Origin of the sequence: Microbacterium limosum (genome assembly GCF_036324365.1) — a bacterium.
In the GTDB taxonomy this organism is placed as follows: Bacteria; Actinomycetota; Actinomycetes; order Actinomycetales; family Microbacteriaceae; genus Microbacterium; species Microbacterium limosum.
Genome location: NZ_CP137080.1, coordinates 888,217 through 903,383 on the forward strand (window position 1 = coordinate 888,217; position 15,167 = coordinate 903,383).

14 protein-coding genes are annotated in these 15,167 nt (G+C 71.6%); 9 read left to right on the plus strand and 5 right to left on the minus strand.

Features of this window, described 5'->3' with window-relative positions; genetic code table 11:
- The first annotated feature begins 12 nt into the window (after positions 1–12).
- Genes pilM through RYJ27_RS04295 form a run of 5 tightly spaced genes read left to right on the plus strand, consistent with a single transcriptional unit; the run spans position 13 to position 4,879 of the window.
- Positions 13–1,110: a type IV pilus biogenesis protein PilM gene (pilM, locus tag RYJ27_RS04275; protein WP_330171512.1), complete on the plus strand. Its 1,098-nt coding sequence runs from the start codon at positions 13–15 to the stop codon at positions 1,108–1,110.
- A complete protein-coding gene (locus tag RYJ27_RS04280; protein WP_330171513.1) occupies positions 1,095–1,826 on the plus strand; it encodes a hypothetical protein in 732 nt (243 codons plus the stop codon). Before pilM ends, RYJ27_RS04280 begins: the two co-directional genes overlap by 16 nt.
- Positions 1,823–2,494, plus strand: coding sequence for a hypothetical protein (locus RYJ27_RS04285; RefSeq protein WP_330171514.1), 672 nt, complete (start codon positions 1,823–1,825; stop codon positions 2,492–2,494). The genes RYJ27_RS04280 and RYJ27_RS04285 overlap by 4 nt, the downstream gene beginning before the upstream one ends.
- A gap of 10 nt (positions 2,495–2,504) precedes the next feature.
- The gene (locus RYJ27_RS04290; protein ID WP_330171515.1) at positions 2,505–3,641 is read left to right on the plus strand and encodes a type IV pilus twitching motility protein PilT; all 1,137 of its coding nucleotides are present in this window, start codon (positions 2,505–2,507) and stop codon (positions 3,639–3,641) included.
- Positions 3,641–4,879 (plus strand): type II secretion system F family protein, encoded by a 1,239-nt coding sequence (locus tag RYJ27_RS04295; RefSeq protein WP_330171516.1) that lies wholly within the window; start codon positions 3,641–3,643, stop codon positions 4,877–4,879. Before RYJ27_RS04290 ends, RYJ27_RS04295 begins: the two co-directional genes overlap by 1 nt.
- Before the next feature lie 12 nt (positions 4,880–4,891).
- On the opposite strand, the gene RYJ27_RS04300 is transcribed toward RYJ27_RS04295, so the two are convergent.
- A complete protein-coding gene (locus RYJ27_RS04300; protein WP_330171517.1) occupies positions 4,892–6,559 on the minus strand; it encodes a GspE/PulE family protein in 1,668 nt (555 codons plus the stop codon).
- A 129-nt stretch (positions 6,560–6,688) separates the two neighbouring features.
- Here RYJ27_RS04300 and RYJ27_RS04305 point away from each other — a divergent pair, with 129 nt between their 5' ends.
- Both RYJ27_RS04305 and RYJ27_RS04310 read left to right on the plus strand, forming a co-directional pair.
- Positions 6,689–7,738 carry a YihY/virulence factor BrkB family protein gene (locus RYJ27_RS04305; protein WP_330171518.1) on the plus strand — a complete coding sequence of 350 codons (1,050 nt, stop codon included), beginning with the start codon at positions 6,689–6,691 and terminating at the stop codon, positions 7,736–7,738.
- Complete coding sequence (locus RYJ27_RS04310) at positions 7,735–8,484, plus strand: NAD(P)H-hydrate epimerase (protein WP_330171519.1); 750 nt, start codon at positions 7,735–7,737, stop codon at positions 8,482–8,484. Before RYJ27_RS04305 ends, RYJ27_RS04310 begins: the two co-directional genes overlap by 4 nt.
- Here RYJ27_RS04310 and RYJ27_RS04315 read toward each other — a convergent pair.
- Positions 8,472–9,203, minus strand: coding sequence for a glutamine amidotransferase (locus RYJ27_RS04315; RefSeq protein ID WP_330171520.1), 732 nt, complete (start codon positions 9,201–9,203; stop codon positions 8,472–8,474). The two genes, RYJ27_RS04310 and RYJ27_RS04315, sit on opposite strands and share 13 nt — an antisense overlap.
- A 3-nt stretch (positions 9,204–9,206) precedes the next feature.
- On the minus strand, positions 9,207–11,726 hold the full coding sequence (glgP, locus tag RYJ27_RS04320; RefSeq protein WP_330171521.1) for an alpha-glucan family phosphorylase: 2,520 nt from the start codon (positions 11,724–11,726) through the stop codon (positions 9,207–9,209).
- Positions 11,727–11,819: 93 nt separating this feature from the next.
- Between glgP and RYJ27_RS04325 the strand changes: the two genes are divergently transcribed.
- Positions 11,820–12,035 (plus strand): response regulator, encoded by a 216-nt coding sequence (locus RYJ27_RS04325; RefSeq protein WP_330171522.1) that lies wholly within the window; start codon positions 11,820–11,822, stop codon positions 12,033–12,035.
- Between the two features lie 19 nt (positions 12,036–12,054).
- A complete protein-coding gene (locus tag RYJ27_RS04330; RefSeq protein ID WP_330171981.1) occupies positions 12,055–12,669 on the plus strand; it encodes a CYTH domain-containing protein in 615 nt (204 codons plus the stop codon).
- Positions 12,670–13,116: 447 nt separating this feature from the next.
- On the opposite strand, the gene lpdA is transcribed toward RYJ27_RS04330, so the two are convergent.
- The gene (lpdA, locus tag RYJ27_RS04335) at positions 13,117–14,514 is read right to left on the minus strand and encodes a dihydrolipoyl dehydrogenase (protein ID WP_330171523.1); all 1,398 of its coding nucleotides are present in this window, start codon (positions 14,512–14,514) and stop codon (positions 13,117–13,119) included.
- A gap of 51 nt (positions 14,515–14,565) precedes the next feature.
- Positions 14,566–15,129: a copper resistance protein CopC gene (locus RYJ27_RS04340; protein ID WP_330171524.1), complete on the minus strand. Its 564-nt coding sequence runs from the start codon at positions 15,127–15,129 to the stop codon at positions 14,566–14,568.
- Positions 15,130–15,167 lie beyond the last annotated feature (38 nt).

Here is a 15,167-nt window from a genome sequence, read left to right on the forward strand (position 1 = left end):
GAAGGGGGCACCGTGGCGAAGACACGCATCGCACTGGAGATCACCGAGGAGAGCGTCCGCGCGGTCGAGGTGAGCACGGGGCGTACCCCCGCGGTCGTGGCGGCCGCCGAGGTGCCGCTGCCGCCGGGCGCCGCGCGCGACTCCGAGGTGCTGGACCCGGATGCCGTGGCCGTCGCGGTCAAGCAGCTCTGGTCGCGCGGGGGATTCCGCGCACGACGCGTCGTGCTCGCGATCGCGAGCCGCCGCATCCTCGTGCGCGAGCACGTCGCGCCCGCCATGAAGCCCGAGCACCTGCGCCAGGCGCTGCCCTTCCAGGTGCAGGACCTTCTGCCCGTTCCCGTCGCGCAGGCCGTGCTCGATTTCTATCCCACGCTGGAGCACGACGGGAAGATCCACGGCCTGCTCGTGGCCGCCGTCGCCGAGACGGTCGAGACCCTCATCCGCACGCTCGCGAAGGCACGCCTTAAGGTCGACGTCGTCGACCTCGCACCCTTCGGCCTCGCCCGGGCCGCGCAGAAGCTCGCCCCGACCGACTGCGTCGCCATGGTGCACCTCGGCGATCACACGAGCTGCGTCGTGATCGTGGATGCCGGCGTGCCGCGCTTCGTGCGCATCATCCCCGCGACGCTGCCGACCGCGGTCGTGCGGGGTCGCACGGACGCGGCCCGCGCGGGCGCCGGCGATCCGTCCGTGCCCGCGCCGGTGCGCGAGCTGGCGCTGGCGGGCGGGATGTCGGGCGCGGCCGACGGCGCCCCGAGTCTCGACACGCCGTCGGTCCCCACCCTGCGCGCACGGGCGTCGGCGCGCGCGGGATCGCTCGACCCCGTCGTGACGGAGATGGTGGCCCGTGTCAAAGACACGATCACGTTCTACGATGAGCGGCCCGGCGCCATCCGCCCGGTCTCCGGCGTCTTCGTCAGCGGCGCGGGATTCGCCGCCTCCGGCATGGACGCGGCGCTCGGCGAGGCCGTGCGCGTGCCGATGCTCGCGGTCACAGCCGGCGAGCTGCTGCCGGGGCCGGGGGCGCCGTCCGAGGGCGATCTGCCGCTCGACCTGGTGCCCGCGCTCGGTGTGCTCCTGAGGGAGGTGCCCGCGTGGTCTCGCGCCTGACGCCGCGCCGCAGGCAGCTGCGCCTGCCGCTGAACCGGCCCGCCGCCGTGTCTGCGATGACGCGCCCGCCCACCGTCGACCTCATGCCCCGCAGCGAGACGCAGCGCCGAGAGCGCGACGCCCTGCTGCGCCGGTGGGGCTGGGGACTCGTCGCCGCTCTCGCCGGCATCCTGGCCCTCAGCGCCGCCGCCTACACGATGACCCTCGCCGCCGACCAGCGTCACGCCGCCGCGCAGACCCGCACGACCGAGCTGCTCGCCCAGTTGGCGACGCTGCAGGACGTGCGTCGGGCGCTGTCGACCGAGGCGGAGCTCACCGCCTTCCGCTCGGAGGCGATGGCCGCCGATCTCCGGTGGCAGGGCGTGTTCGACACCCTCGCGCCCGCCCTGCCGGAGGGGGTCGGGCTGACGGGCTTCGATCTCACCGTCGGAGGGGTGCCGGTCGGGGAGGAGGAGCGGGAGACCACGCCGGGCCTCGAAGGCAGCCTGACGCTCGCCTCACCCACCGCGATCGACATCGCTCCCGCCGTCCGCGCGGTGCGCGCGCTTCCCGGCGTGCTCTCGGCGGACGCCCGCGACGTCACGTCGGAGACCGGCGAGGGGGCGGCGCGCACGTACGTCTACGGGCTCACCGTGACCTTCGACCAGAGCGTGTACTCCGACGCGTACGCGCCCGCCGCCGATGACGCCGTCGCAGAGAGCGAGCCCACCGGATGATCGCCAAACAGCTCATCAACGTCGCCGGCGCGCTCGTCGTGCTGGGCGCACTGCTGGCCGGGGTGCTCCTCGCCGCGCTGCCGCTGTTCCTCAAGGCCGACCAGACCCACCAGGCGGCGGCCACCGTCGAGCAGGGCAACGTCGTGTACGACGCGCAGGTGCAGTCGCTCCGCGCCGACGCCGCGCGCTTCGACGCGATCTCGGCCGACGTCGCCGAGCTGCGCGAGCAGATCCCCGCCGACGCCCAGAGCGACGACGTCTTCGAGATCGTCGGTGCCGCGGCCGCCGAGACCGGCGTGACCGTCGTGAGCGTCGCCGCCGTCGACCCGGAGACGTGGACCGAGCCCGCCGCGGCCGACTCCGACCAGCAGGATGCCGCGGCCACCGTGCCCGAGGAGGCCGCGGCATCCACCCCCGCCCCCGCACCGTCGGCCCCGCCCGGCGCGGAGCCCGGCGCGGAGCCTGCTCCCGACGCGGAATCGCCGCGCACGCAGGTGCCCTTCTCGATCGCCGTGCAGGCCGCCGACCCGGCGCAGGCGGTCGCCTTCATCGACGCGCTCGGCCGCGGTCCGCGACTCGTCTCGATCGAGCACGCCGCGCTCTCGCCCACGACCGACGGCTACGACCTGACCGTCGCCGCACTGACCTTCGTCCGACTGGACGGCTAAGGAGGCCCCGATGACCCCCACCCTCGACCCGATCCTGCACGCCGCGGCATCCGCCCGCGCGTCCGACGTGCACCTCACGGCCGGCGCGCCGGCGCAGCTGCGCATCGACGGCGACCTCGCCCCCGTGCCGGGGTTCACGGAGCCGTTGCCGGCCGCGTGGCTCGAGGCGGCCGTCGAGGGAATCCTCACGCCTGACCAGCGCGCCGACTTCGCCGCGCACGGCGAGGTCGACCTCTCCTATACGGCGCCGGATCTCGGGCGCTTCCGCGTCAACGTCTTCCGCCAGGTGGGGCAGACCGCCGTCGCGCTGCGCTTCATCAACACCCGCGTCTCGACGCTTGCCGAGCTCGGCGCTCCGGCCATCTGCGGCGACCTCGCGCTGCGGCCCCGAGGCCTCGTGCTCGTCACGGGCCCCACCGGCTCGGGGAAGTCGACGACGCTCACGGCGATGGTCGACATCATCAACTCGACGCTGCCCGCGCACGTCATCACGATCGAGGACCCGATCGAGTTCCAGCACACGAGCAAGCGCTCGCTCGTCCACCAGCGCGAGATCGGCACCGACACGGCCTCGTTCGCCGAAGCGCTGCGGCGCATCCTGCGTCAGGACCCCGACGTGATCCTCATCGGTGAGCTGCGCGACCAGGAATCCATCCACACCGCGCTCTCGGCCGCCGAGACCGGCCACCTCGTGCTCTCCACGCTGCACACGCAGGGCGCGGCGAAGAGCATCAACCGCATCGTGGACGTCTTCCCCTCGCACCAGCAGGATCAGATCCGCACGCAGCTGGGCGACACGCTGCAGGGGATCATCAGTCAGAGCCTCCTGCCCCTCGCGCAGCGCGCCGGCCGCACGATAGCGACCGAGGTGCTCGTGAACACGCCCGCCGTCGCCAACCTCATCCGCGAGGGGCAGGTGGGGCAGCTCTACTCGGCCATGCAGGCGGGATCGGCCCTCGGGATGCACACCCTCGATCAGGATCTGCGCCGCCTCGTCGAGGCCGGAACCGTCTCCCTCGCCGTGGCGAAGAGCTATGCGGCCGATCCCAAGAGCCTCGACGACGTGCGCGTGCGACCCGCGGAGCTCGACGCCGATGCGTGGTCGATGCACGGGGGCGAGCGGCAGCTCTCCGGCTGGAGCCAGTGATGCCGAGCATCCAGGAGTTCAGCTACCGGGCCGTCGACCTCACGGGCGGGGGCGTCGTCAAGGGCGTCATCGAGGCCGCCGGCGAGCACGCCGTCACCGCGAAGCTGCGCGCCCAGGGGCTCACGCCGCTGCAGGTCTCCGCCGTGTCGAAGACGGGGCTGAACGCCGAGCTGCAGATCCCCGGCTTCGAGAAGCGCGTCAAGGTCGCCGAGCTGGCGATGTTCGCCAAGCAGATGGCAGGGCTCACCAACGCCGGCCTGCCGCTCATGCGCACCCTGTCGATCCTCATCGAGCAGACCGAGGACAAGACGCTCCAGCGCGCCCTCGTGTCGGTGCATGCGGATGTCGAGTCGGGGTCGTCGTTCTCGGCGGCGCTCGCGCGGCATCCCAAGGTCTTCCCGCCCCTGCTCATCAGCATCGTCCGGGTGGGGGAGACCGGCGGATTCCTCGGGCAGTCGCTCGCGTCGATCGCGAAGACCTACGCGGGGGAGGCGGAGCTGCAGAACAAGATCCGCACGGCGACGACCTACCCGATGGTCGTGCTCGTGGTCGCGCTCGTGGGAGTGCTGGCGATGGTGACGTTCATCGTGCCGATCTTCGAGGGCATGTTCGCGGGGATGGGATCGGAGCTGCCGCTGCCGACGCAGCTGCTCGTGACGCTGTCCAAGAACATGATGTGGATCCTGCCGCTGCTGGGCGTCGCGGCCGGGCTGGGCTGGGTCTGGTGGGTGCGCAACCGCACGACCGATCGGGTGCGGCGCGTCATGGACCCGCTGAAGCTGCGGATGCCGGTGTTCGGCACACTGGTGACGAAGATCGCCGTCGCGCGGTTCGCCCGCAGCCTCTCGATGATGCTGCACGCGGGCGTGCCGCTGCTGCAGGCCCTGGCGATCGTGGGACAGGCATCCAACAACTGGGCCGTCGAGCGCGCGGTTCACGACATCCAGGATTCGGTCCGGCAGGGCCGGTCGTTCTCGGTGCCGCTTGCCAAGGCGGGGGTGTTTCCCCCGATGGTCGCCCAGATGGTGTCCGTCGGGGAGGAGTCGGGAACCCTCGCCGACATGCTCGCGAGCATCGCCGACGTCTACGAGAACGAGGTCGAGACCGCGACCGACCAGCTCGCGTCGACGATCGAACCCGTGCTCATCGTGGGCATCGGCATCATCATCGGCGGCATGGTCGTCTCGCTGTACATGCCGATCTTCAGCCTCTACGGCGAGATGGGCGCCACCGGCTGAGCGCGACGCCGCTCACGCCGCGACGCGCAGCACCTCTTCGATCGTCGTCAGCCCTTGCGACACCTTGACCCAGCCGTCCTCGCGCAGCGAGGTCATCCCCTGCGCGAGCGCGGTCTGGCGGATCTCGGTGCCGGTCGCGCGCGTCACGACGAGCTGCTCGATCTCCTCGGTGAGCGTCATCACCTCGTGCAGCGCGATCCGGCCGCGGTAGCCCGTGCCCGAGCACGCGGGGCACCCGACCGCGCGGAACAGCTGCGGCGGGTCGGCGGGGTCGTGCGGGAACCCCAGCGCCGAGAGCACGCCGGTGGGTTCGGTGACGGGCCCGCGGCAGCGCACGCACAGCCGCCGCGCGAGGCGCTGGGCGACGACCGCGGTGAGCGCCGTCGCGACGAGGAACGGCTCGCAGCCGATCTCGATCAGCCGCGTCAGGGCGCTGGGGGCGTCGTTGGTGTGCAGCGTCGAGAGCACGAGGTGGCCGGTCAGCGAGGCCTCGATCGAGATGACGGCGGTCTCGTGGTCGCGGATCTCGCCGACGAGCACGACGTCGGGATCGCTGCGCAGGATCGACCGCAGCGCCGCATCGAACGTCAGGCCCGCCCGGTTGTTGACCTGCACCTGATTGATGCCGGCGATCCGGTACTCCACGGGGTCTTCGACGGTGATGACGTTGACCTTGGGGTTCGCGACGTCCCGCAGCGCCGTGTAGAGGGTCGTCGACTTGCCCGACCCGGTCGGCCCCGTCACGAGCACCATGCCGTGGGGGCGATGGATCGCCTCCGCGAAGCGCTCGAGGTTCGCGGGCGACATCTGCAGATCGCTCATCGCCATGCTCTGCCCCGAGGTGTCGAGGATGCGCATGACGATCTTCTCGCCCCACACGGTCGGCAGCGTCGCCACGCGCAGGTCGATCTGGCGTCCCTCGTGCTGAACCGAGAGCCGGCCGTCCTGCGGGCGGCGCCGCTCGGCGATGTCGATCGACGACATGATCTTCAGCCGCGAGATGATGCCGTCCTGGATGCCGCGGTCGGCGCGCTGCATCTCGTGCAGCACGCCGTCGATGCGGAACCGGACGGTCAGCTCGTGCTCACCCGGCTCGACGTGGATGTCGCTCGCGCGGTCGTTGATGGCCTGCGCGATCAGCAGGTTCACGAACCGGACGATGGGCGCGTCGGCGTCCTGCTCGTCGAGCGACTCGGTGAAGACCGCGCCCGGCGTGGTTCCGGTCTCGCCGATCTGCTCCGACAGGTCGCTGAGCTCCTCATCGGAGCGGAGGTAGCGCTCGAAGGCCTGCTGCAGGGCGTCGGCGGCCACGACCACGGGCTCCACCCGCATATCGGTGAGGCTCGTCACGTCGTCGAGGGCGATGATGTCGGTGGGATCGAGCATCGCGAGGGTGAGGCGTTCGCCGACACGCTCGATGGGGATCACGCGGTAGCGGCGGCAGAGCGCGCCCGGCACGAGCGAGACGATCGACTGGTCGAGCACGGCGTTCGAGAGGTCGACCAGCCGGTTCCCGGTGTGCAGCGCCACCGCCTCTGCCAGCTGCAGCTCGGTCACGACCCGTGAATCGACGAGGTGACGCTCGAGTTCGGGCGTCTCGCCGAACCGGGCGAGCACGGCCGACATGTCGGCGGCGCGCACCGCCCCCGTCAGCACGAGCGTCTGAGCGATTCCGCGCACGAGCCCTCCCTCTCCCGCGGTCATCCTATCCGCGGGAGAGGGGCGGACGGCTGAGCGTCCTCCCGGGGGCGCGCCGCCCGGGTGTCAACCCCGGGCGAGGGATGCCGCGGCAGGCATAGCCTGGGACGCATGGCGCAGACCTCGGCATCCGGTTCGATCATCCAGCGCGCGATCGCGTGGGCGCTGTCTAAGAAGCCCGTGCGCGCCTTCCTGCTCTACTCGGAGCACCGTGGTCCGATGCTCGCCGACAGCGTCACCTACCGGCTCCTGTTCGCGGTCTTCGCCGCCGTGCTGCTGGGGTTCTCCATCGCGGCCCTCTGGCTCGCGGGCAATCCCGTCGCGTGGCAGACGCTGCTCGATGCCGTGAACTCCTTCATCCCGGGTCTCGTCGGCGAGGACGGCATCGTCGATCCCTCCGACATCCAGGCCCCCGCCGGCCTGACCATCACGGGTGTCGCCTCGTCGCTCGGTCTCATCGCGGCGGCGATCGGCTCCGTCTCGCAGGTGCGCGCCGCCATCCGCACCCTCGCCGACGAGCCGAACCAGGACATCTTCATCGTGTGGGCTACGCTGCGAAACCTCGCGGTCGCGATCGGCGTGGCAGTCCTGCTCGCCGTCGCCGCGGGGGTGACGTTCCTCGCCACGGGACTCATCGACGTCGTCGCCGGATGGTTCGGGCTCCCCGCCGATCATCCCCTCGCCGGCTGGGCGACGTGGCTGATGTCCACCGCCGTCGTCTTCGTGATCGACGTGCTCGTGATCGCCGGGGTGTTCGTCGTGCTGTCGGGTCTGAAGGTGTCGGTGCGGACGGTGCTGCCGGGCGCGCTGCTCGGCGGCGTGGGCCTGGTCGTGCTGCAGCAGCTGTCGGGCCTGTTCGTCGGCGGCGCGCGGTCGAACCCGCTGCTCGCCTCCTTCGCCGCCCTCATCGCGCTCCTGCTCTGGTTCAACCTCTCGAGCCAGGTGCTGCTCCTCGCGTCCGCCTACGTGCTGACGGGCATGGAGGAGAAGCAGGATCGAGTGCGATCCCGCCACGGTTCGGCGACGTTCGCGCAGCGCCGCGTGAAGCGTGCCGAGCGTTCCGTCCAGAAGGCCGCCGACGAGCTGACGGCCGCGCGCCGCGACGAGGAGAAGGAGCGAGAGGAAGCGCTCTCGCCATCAGACAAAGGGGACCACCGATGACACAGGATGCGACGCCGCATCCCTCCGAAGGCTCGTCGCCCGCGAGGCTGCCCGCCTACACGGCGGCGGCCGTCCGTGCCGCCGAGAAGCCGCTGCTGGATGCAGGCGAGCCCCTCATGGAGCGCGCCGCCTCCGCCATCGCGGCCGAGGCGCGGGCGATGCTCGACGGCGAGCCGGGCCCCGTCCTGGTTCTGGCCGGCCGAGGCGACAACGGCGGAGACGCGCTCTTCGCGGCCGCCGAGCTGGCGAGCGGGGGATGCCGCGTCGACATGCTCCTCACTTCCGACGGCGCGCACAGCGCGGCGCTCGGGGCGGCGCGCCGCGCGGGTGCGACCTGCCGCTATCTCGACGACGTGCGCGACGCGGCGTTCGGGTACCGGCTCGTGATCGACGGGATCCTCGGCATCGGCACCTCGAACGATCCCGCACTGCGGGGCCTCGCCCGCGCGACCGTCGAGGCACTCGCGCCCGCGATCCGCGCCTCGGACGCCGCCGTGCTCGCCGTCGACCTGCCGAGCGGACTGCACCCCGACACGGGAGAGAGCGACGGCGTCGTCCTCCCCGCAGACACGACCGTGACGATGGGTGCCCTCAAGACCGGCCTCGTCACGGGGCGCGGGCCGGAGTTCGCCGGCCGCATCGTGCTCGTCGACCTGGGGCTGGCGCCGCAGCTGGCCAAGGTCCGGCCCGCCGTGGAGGTCGCGGTCCACGGCGTCCCGCGCCCGGCGGGGGATCAGCGGGCGTAACGGGACACGAAGTTGGCCAGCACGCGGTCGGCGTGCTCCACCGGCTCCCGCGCGGCGGCGGCCAGGGTCGCCTCGAGTTCGCCCGCGGCGAAGTACCCGTACCCGGCGTAGGCGTGGATGCGGGTCGTGATGCCCGGCAGGTCGAGCTCGGGGTGGAACTGCGTCGCATAGGCGTTCCGCCCGATGCGGAACGCCTGCACGGGGCAGGCGGCCGAACCCGCCAGCAGCACGGCGTGAGGCGGCAGGGTCGACGCCGCCTCCTTATGGCCCACGAACGCCGAGAACCGCGTGGGCATCGAGGCGAAGAGCGGGTCGGCTGCCCCGGCATCCGTCAGCGTGACCGTCGTCACCCCGATGGGCTCGCCGTAGCGGCGGTCGATGACCGCGCCCTGGTGCAGCCCGAGCGTGCCGATGCCGTAGCACGCGCCGAGGAAGGGGATGTCGCGGGCGACGACCTCGTCGAGCAGCGTCGCCAGCTCCGCCTCCGCCCGGCGCTGCGCGGGCGACTTCAGCTCGATCGGATCGGAGGCGTTGTACGGGCCGCCGCCGACGATGATGCCGGAGATCGCGTCGAGGTCCAGCGCGGGCAGGGGGCCCGCCTCGAGTCGGATCCGCACGAGGTCGCGCTCGTCGAGACCGCTCGCCCGGAGGAAGAGGGCGTACTCCTCGTCGGCGGGTTCGTCCTCGGCGCGCGTCGCGATCAGGATGAAGGGCTTCACGGGCTACGACGCGGAGGTGACGAGCCCCAGCTCGACATCGGAGACGAGCTGCGGGTGCGTCGGCACCACCCGCACGGTGTAGCCGAACGTGCCCGTCATCTCGAGCGGGAGGACGCCGCGGAAGGCGGTGACCCCGTCGGGCCGTGCGTCCTCGGGCAAGAGGCGCACGATGTGGCGCTCGGCCGCTATCGCATCGTCGGCGTCCGTCGCGCCGTACACGAGCTGCACGGCGACGTCCTCGGGAGCGAGGCCCCCCAGCGCCACTTCGGCATACACGGGCACGGTGCCGCCCGCCTGCGCCTGCTGCGGGATGCCGGAGCTGTCGACGCTCACGATGTGCACGGCCGGCCAAGCCGCCCTCACGCGCGCGGTGTAGGCGGCGAGCTCCCTGGCGCCCGCGAATCCGTCGGCGCGCAGCGCTGCGTCGTGGACGGCGGCGGGGGTGTAGAGGCGGTCGACGTATTCGCGCACCATGCGGTCGCTCGTCGCCTTCGTGCCGAGGTCGGTCATCGTATGACGCAGCATCGCGAGCCAGCGCCCCGGCATCCCGTGCTGCCGCTCGTAGAACGCCGGGGTGAGCTGGTGCTCGATGAGGTCGTACAGTGCGGCCGCCTCGGCGTCGTCGCGCTCCTCGTCGGACGCGGCGGTGTCGGCCGTGGGGATCGCCCACCCGTTCTCGCCGTCGAACCACTCGTCCCACCAGCCGTCGAGGATCGAGAGGTTCAGCGCTCCGTTGAGCGCCGCCTTCATCCCCGAGGTCCCGCAGGCCTCGAGCGGCCGGAGCGGGTTGTTCAGCCACACGTCGCACCCGGGGTAGAGGGTCTTGGCGAGCGTGATGTCGTAGTCGGGCAGGAAGACGATGCGCCCGCGCACCCGAGGATCGCGGCTGAACCGGACGAGCTGCTGGATGAGGATCTTGCCCGAGTCGTCGGCGGGGTGCGACTTGCCGGCCACGACGATCTGGACGGGGCGATCGGGGTCGGTGAGGATGCGGGTGAGGCGCTCCGGATCGCGCAGCATGAGCGTGAGCCTCTTGTAGGTGGGCACGCGTCGGGCGAAGCCGATGGTCAGGACGCCGGGGTCGAGGATGTCGGGCTGGCAGAGGGCGCTGCGGGCGTGCTCGACGAGCTCGCCCTTCATCGACTGCTTGGCGTCCCAGAGCTCGCGGTCGGAGACGACCGCGGCATCCCGCCAGTCGTGCGTCTCGACGAGCGCGTCTCCGAACGCGCGTTCGCTCAGGGCCTTGAGCGTCGGGTGCAACCAGGTCGGGGGGTGCACGCCGTTCGTGATCGAGGTGATCGGCACCTCGTCGGTGTCGACGCCTGGCCAGAGCCGGCCGAACATGCCGCGGCTCACGCGCCCGTGCAGCAGCGAGACGCCGTTGGCGTGCTGGCCGAGGTGAAGGCCCAGCACGGCCATGTTGAACACGTCGGGATCGCCGCCGTCCCAGCTCTCCAGGCCCAGCTCGAGAGCGCGCTGCGGGTCGACGCCCGCGAGCAGGCCGCCCCCGAGGAACGATGCGACGAGGTCCTTCGGGAAGCGGTCGATGCCGGCGGGCACCGGGGTGTGCGTCGTGAAGACGGTGGATGCCCGCACCTGCGCGAGAGCCGCGCCGAAGTCCAGCCCGTCGCGGGTGATGTACTCCGACATCCGTTCGAGGCCCTGGAACCCCGCGTGACCCTCGTTGGTGTGGTAGACGTCGGGTTCGGGGCGGCCCGAGAGGCGGGTGAAGGCCCGCACCGCTCGCACGCCGCCGACTCCGAGCAGCAGCTCCTGGAGCAGACGGTGCTCGCCGCCGCCGCCGTAGAGGCGGTCGGTGACGCGGCGCAGCTCCTCGGTGTTCGAGGGCGTCTCCGAGTCCAGGAGGAGGAGGGGCACGCGCCCGATGTCGGCGATCCACACACGGGCGTGCAGCACGCGGTCGCCGGGGATCGTGAGCGAGATCTCGACGGGCGTGTCGTCGTCCTCTCTCAGCAGGGTGAGACCGAGGCCGTATGGGTCGAGGAGCGGGTAGCTCTCCCGCTGCCAGCCGTCGTCGCCGATGGACTGGCGGAAGTAGCCGGCGCGGTAGAAGAGGCCGACGCCCGTGAGCGGGACGCCGAGGTCGGAGGCGCTCTTGAGGTGGTCGCCCGCGAGGATGCCGAGGCCGCCGGAGTACTGCGGGAGGGAGCCGTCGACCCCGAACTCGGGGGAGAAGTAGGCGATCTGCGCGGGACGATCGCCTTCGATGCGCTGGAACCAGCGCTTGCCGGTCAGGTAGGCGTGCAGCCGCTCGGCCTCCTCGCGCACGCGATCGACGAACGCATCGTCGTCGGCGAGGGCGTCGAGGCGGTCCTGGCCGAGCGCGCCGAGCATGCGCGCGGGGTTCTCGCCGACGCGTTCCCACAGGGCGGCATCCATCGAGGCGAAGAGGGCGTGCGTCGCCCTGCTCCACGACCAGCGCCAGTTCGATGCAAGGGCGTCGAGAGCGGCGATCTGCGCGCGCAGGACGGGGCGGACCGTGAACGTGCGGATGGCCTTCACCCGACCGATCATAGGGGGCGGGATGCCGCCGCCGCGCCGCACTTCTCCGCCCTCCCCGGCGCACGCAGGGATAGGCTCCGGGGAGGAGGAACCATGGCTATTGCACGTCTTTCCGGCGGTCCCCTCGACGGTCAGCTGGTGCCGCTCGACGAGCCCGCTCAGGACTCGCTGATCATGCCCTACGCCGAGGGTCAGATCGTGTACCGTCGCGAGGGCTCGCTCGAGCGCACCGGCGAGCACGACGGACCCACGCAGGCGACGTTCGTCTTCGTGGAGGAGACCCAGGAGATCGGGCACTCCGACGACTGAGCCGACACGCTCGATCGAGATCGAGCGCACCTACGACGCCGGCGCGGATGCCGCGCTGCCCGATCTGCGCGCGCTCCCCGGGGTCGTGCGCGTCGACGAGGTGGAGCACCGCGATCTCGACGCCGTCTACCTCGATACGGCCGCGATGACCCTGGCCGCCGCCGCGGTCGCGGTGCGGCGGCGCACGGGGGGTCCCGACGAGGGGTGGCACGTCAAGACCTCCGCACCGGAGGGGCGCCACGAGTACGGCTGGCCGCTCGATGTCGCCGACCTGCCGGACGACCTGTCCGAGATCCAGGTCCCGGCCGGCGTCCGCGAGGCCGTCTCGGTGTGGACGGCCGACGAGCCGCTCTCGCCGCTGGCGCGGGTGCGCAACGCGCGTCGGGCCGTCGCGCTGCGGGACGCTGCGGGGGAGGTCCTCGCGGAGTTCACCGACGACCACGTCGTCGCAACCGACCTGCGGGCGGGGCGGCAGACGCGCTGGCGCGAATGGGAGCTCGAGCTGGGACCCGCCGCCCCGGACGACCCGGCCTGGCGCGAGGAGTTCTTCGCCGCCGCGGATGCCGTGGTGTTCGCCGCCGGGGGAGCCCCGCCCTCGTCGGGGTCGAAGCTGCAGCGCGCGCTGGGCCTCTAGGGCCCCGAGCTCGAACCCCGGATGCCGCGCCGTCCGCACCCGGAGCCCGCGCCCGAAATGCCGTGGTGTCCGCGCCCGGGCCCCGGAGCCGCCGCGCCCCCGCAGCGCGGACCCTGTCGCGCCCCCTCCTCCTCCGCTCGCGGCTCTCCTCTGCTCAGCAGAGGGGATCTGCCGAGCAGAGGAGAGCCGGCCGCCATATCCACCTCTGCTCGGCAATGAACCTTGCCTGGGCAGAGGAGAGGGGCGAGTGGTGGCGCAGCGCAAGCGTCCTCGCCTGGGCAGAGGAGAGGGGCGTGTGGACGCGCAGCGGCGGGCGTCCGCGCGTGAGCAGGGGCGAAGGGGCGCGCTGGGACTCCGACCTCCCCACACACCGATGCCGCCCCCGGCTTCGGGTGGGGCGGCATCGGTGTGCGGGAAGGTTACTCTCGCGGGACGAGCGGGTAAAGATCAGAAGTTGATCATGTGGCCGGCCAGGCCGTGGAAGCCCTCCTGCAGCGCCTCCGACAGGGTCGGGTGCGTGTGGACGTTGCGCGCGAGCTCCAGGGCGGTGAGGTCCCACTTCTGCGCGAGGGTCATCTCGGGCAGCAGCTCCGACACGTCGGGGCCGATCATGTGCGCGCCCAGCAGCTCGAGGTGCTCGGCATCCGCGATCAGCTTCACGAATCCGACGGGCTCGCCAAGGCCGTGCGCCTTGCCGTTGGCCATGAAGGGGAACGTCGCGACCTTGATCTCGTGCCCCTCGTCCTTGGCCTGCTGCTCGGTCAGACCGAAGGAGGCGACCTGAGGCGAGCAGAACGTCGCGCGGGGCATCATGCGGTAGTCGCCCAGCGTCATCGTCTCGGCCTTGCCGATGGTCTCCGCGGCCACCACTCCCTGCGCCTCGGCCACGTGGGCCAGCTGCAGCTTGGCCGTGACATCGCCGATCGCGTAGATGTGCGGCACGTTGGTGCGCATGTGATCGTCGATGCCGATCGCGCCGCGTTCGGTGAGCTCGACACCGGTCTTGTCGAGGCCGAAGCCCTCCACCCGCGGGGCGAAGCCGATCGACATGAGCACCTTGTCGGCCTCGATCGATCCGGCGTTGCCGTCCTTGCCGGTGTAACTCACGACGACCTTGTCGCCCTGGTCGTCGATCTTCTCGACCTTGGTGGAGGTGAGGATCTCGATGCCGTAGTTGCGGTACTGCTTCTGGATCTCCTTCGACACGTCGGCGTCCTCGTTGGGCAGGGCCCGGTCGAGGAACTCGACGATCGTCACCTTCACGCCGTAGTTCGACATGACGTAGGCGAACTCCATGCCGATCGCGCCGGCGCCGACGATAACGATCGATCCGGGAAGCTCGCGCGAGAGGATCTGCTCCTCGTAGGTCACGACGTTCTCGCTGAGGGTCACGCCGGGAAGCAGGCGCACGGTGGACCCCGTCGCGATGATCGCGTTGTCGAAGGTCACCGTCTCGGTGCCGCTGGCGGAGGTCTTGACCTCGATCGTGTTGGCATCGGTGAAGGTGCCGCGGCCGTCGTACTCGGTGACCTTGTTCTTCTTCATCAGGTAGTGGATGCCCTTGACGCGCCCCTCGGCGACGTCGCGGCTGCGGTCGAAGGCGACTCCGTAGTCGAAGGAGACGTCGCCCGACATGCCGAACATCTTCGCCTTGTGCTGGAAGATGTGGGCCAGCTCGGCGTTCTTCAGCAGCGCCTTCGAGGGGATGCAGCCGACGTTGAGGCAGACACCGCCCCAGTACTTCTCTTCGATGATGGCGGTGGACAGCCCGAGCTGGGCGCTGCGCACGGCCGCGACATACCCGCCGGGGCCGGCTCCGAGGATGACGACATCGTAATGAGGCATGGTCTCAAGCCTAGTCCCCGCGCGGGGAGGGCCAGCCGGCGCCGGGGCGGCTCAGGCGCCTCCGTCGCGGCGTCGCGCGCGGACCATCAGGACGGCCACCAGCGCGCCTCCCAGGGCCACGACGACGAGGCCGATCACGATCCAGACGACGGTCGCCACGGGCGGCAGGATCCCATCGGACGGGGGATCGACCTCGTCCTGCGGCGCGACCGGCTCGGACTCCTCGCCCACGGAGAACGTCAGCTCGCCGGAGATGGGGTGCCCGTCGCTCGAGACCACACGCCACGTGACCGTGTATGTGCCGACGGCGGCGGGATCCGCGGAGATGGCCTGGATGACGCCGTTGTCGACCACTTCGGGATCACCCGACTGCACCTCGGCACCCGTCGGGTCGACGACGCGCACCTGGGTGCTGCCGGGTTCCGCGAGCGGCTCCGCGCTGTAGCGGAGGTCGATCCGCTCGGGTGCGGCATCCAACACCACACCGTCCTCGGGGTCGCTGCCGATCAGCTCGTCGTGCGCGTGCGCGGGCAGCGGCGCCACCACGAGGAGGGCGACCGCCGCCACCGCGACGAGCAGACCGGGCAGACGTCGGGGGCGGCGGGGCAGAGTCATCCCACGAGCCTAACCGGGGGGTGTTGGCGGGGGCTCGC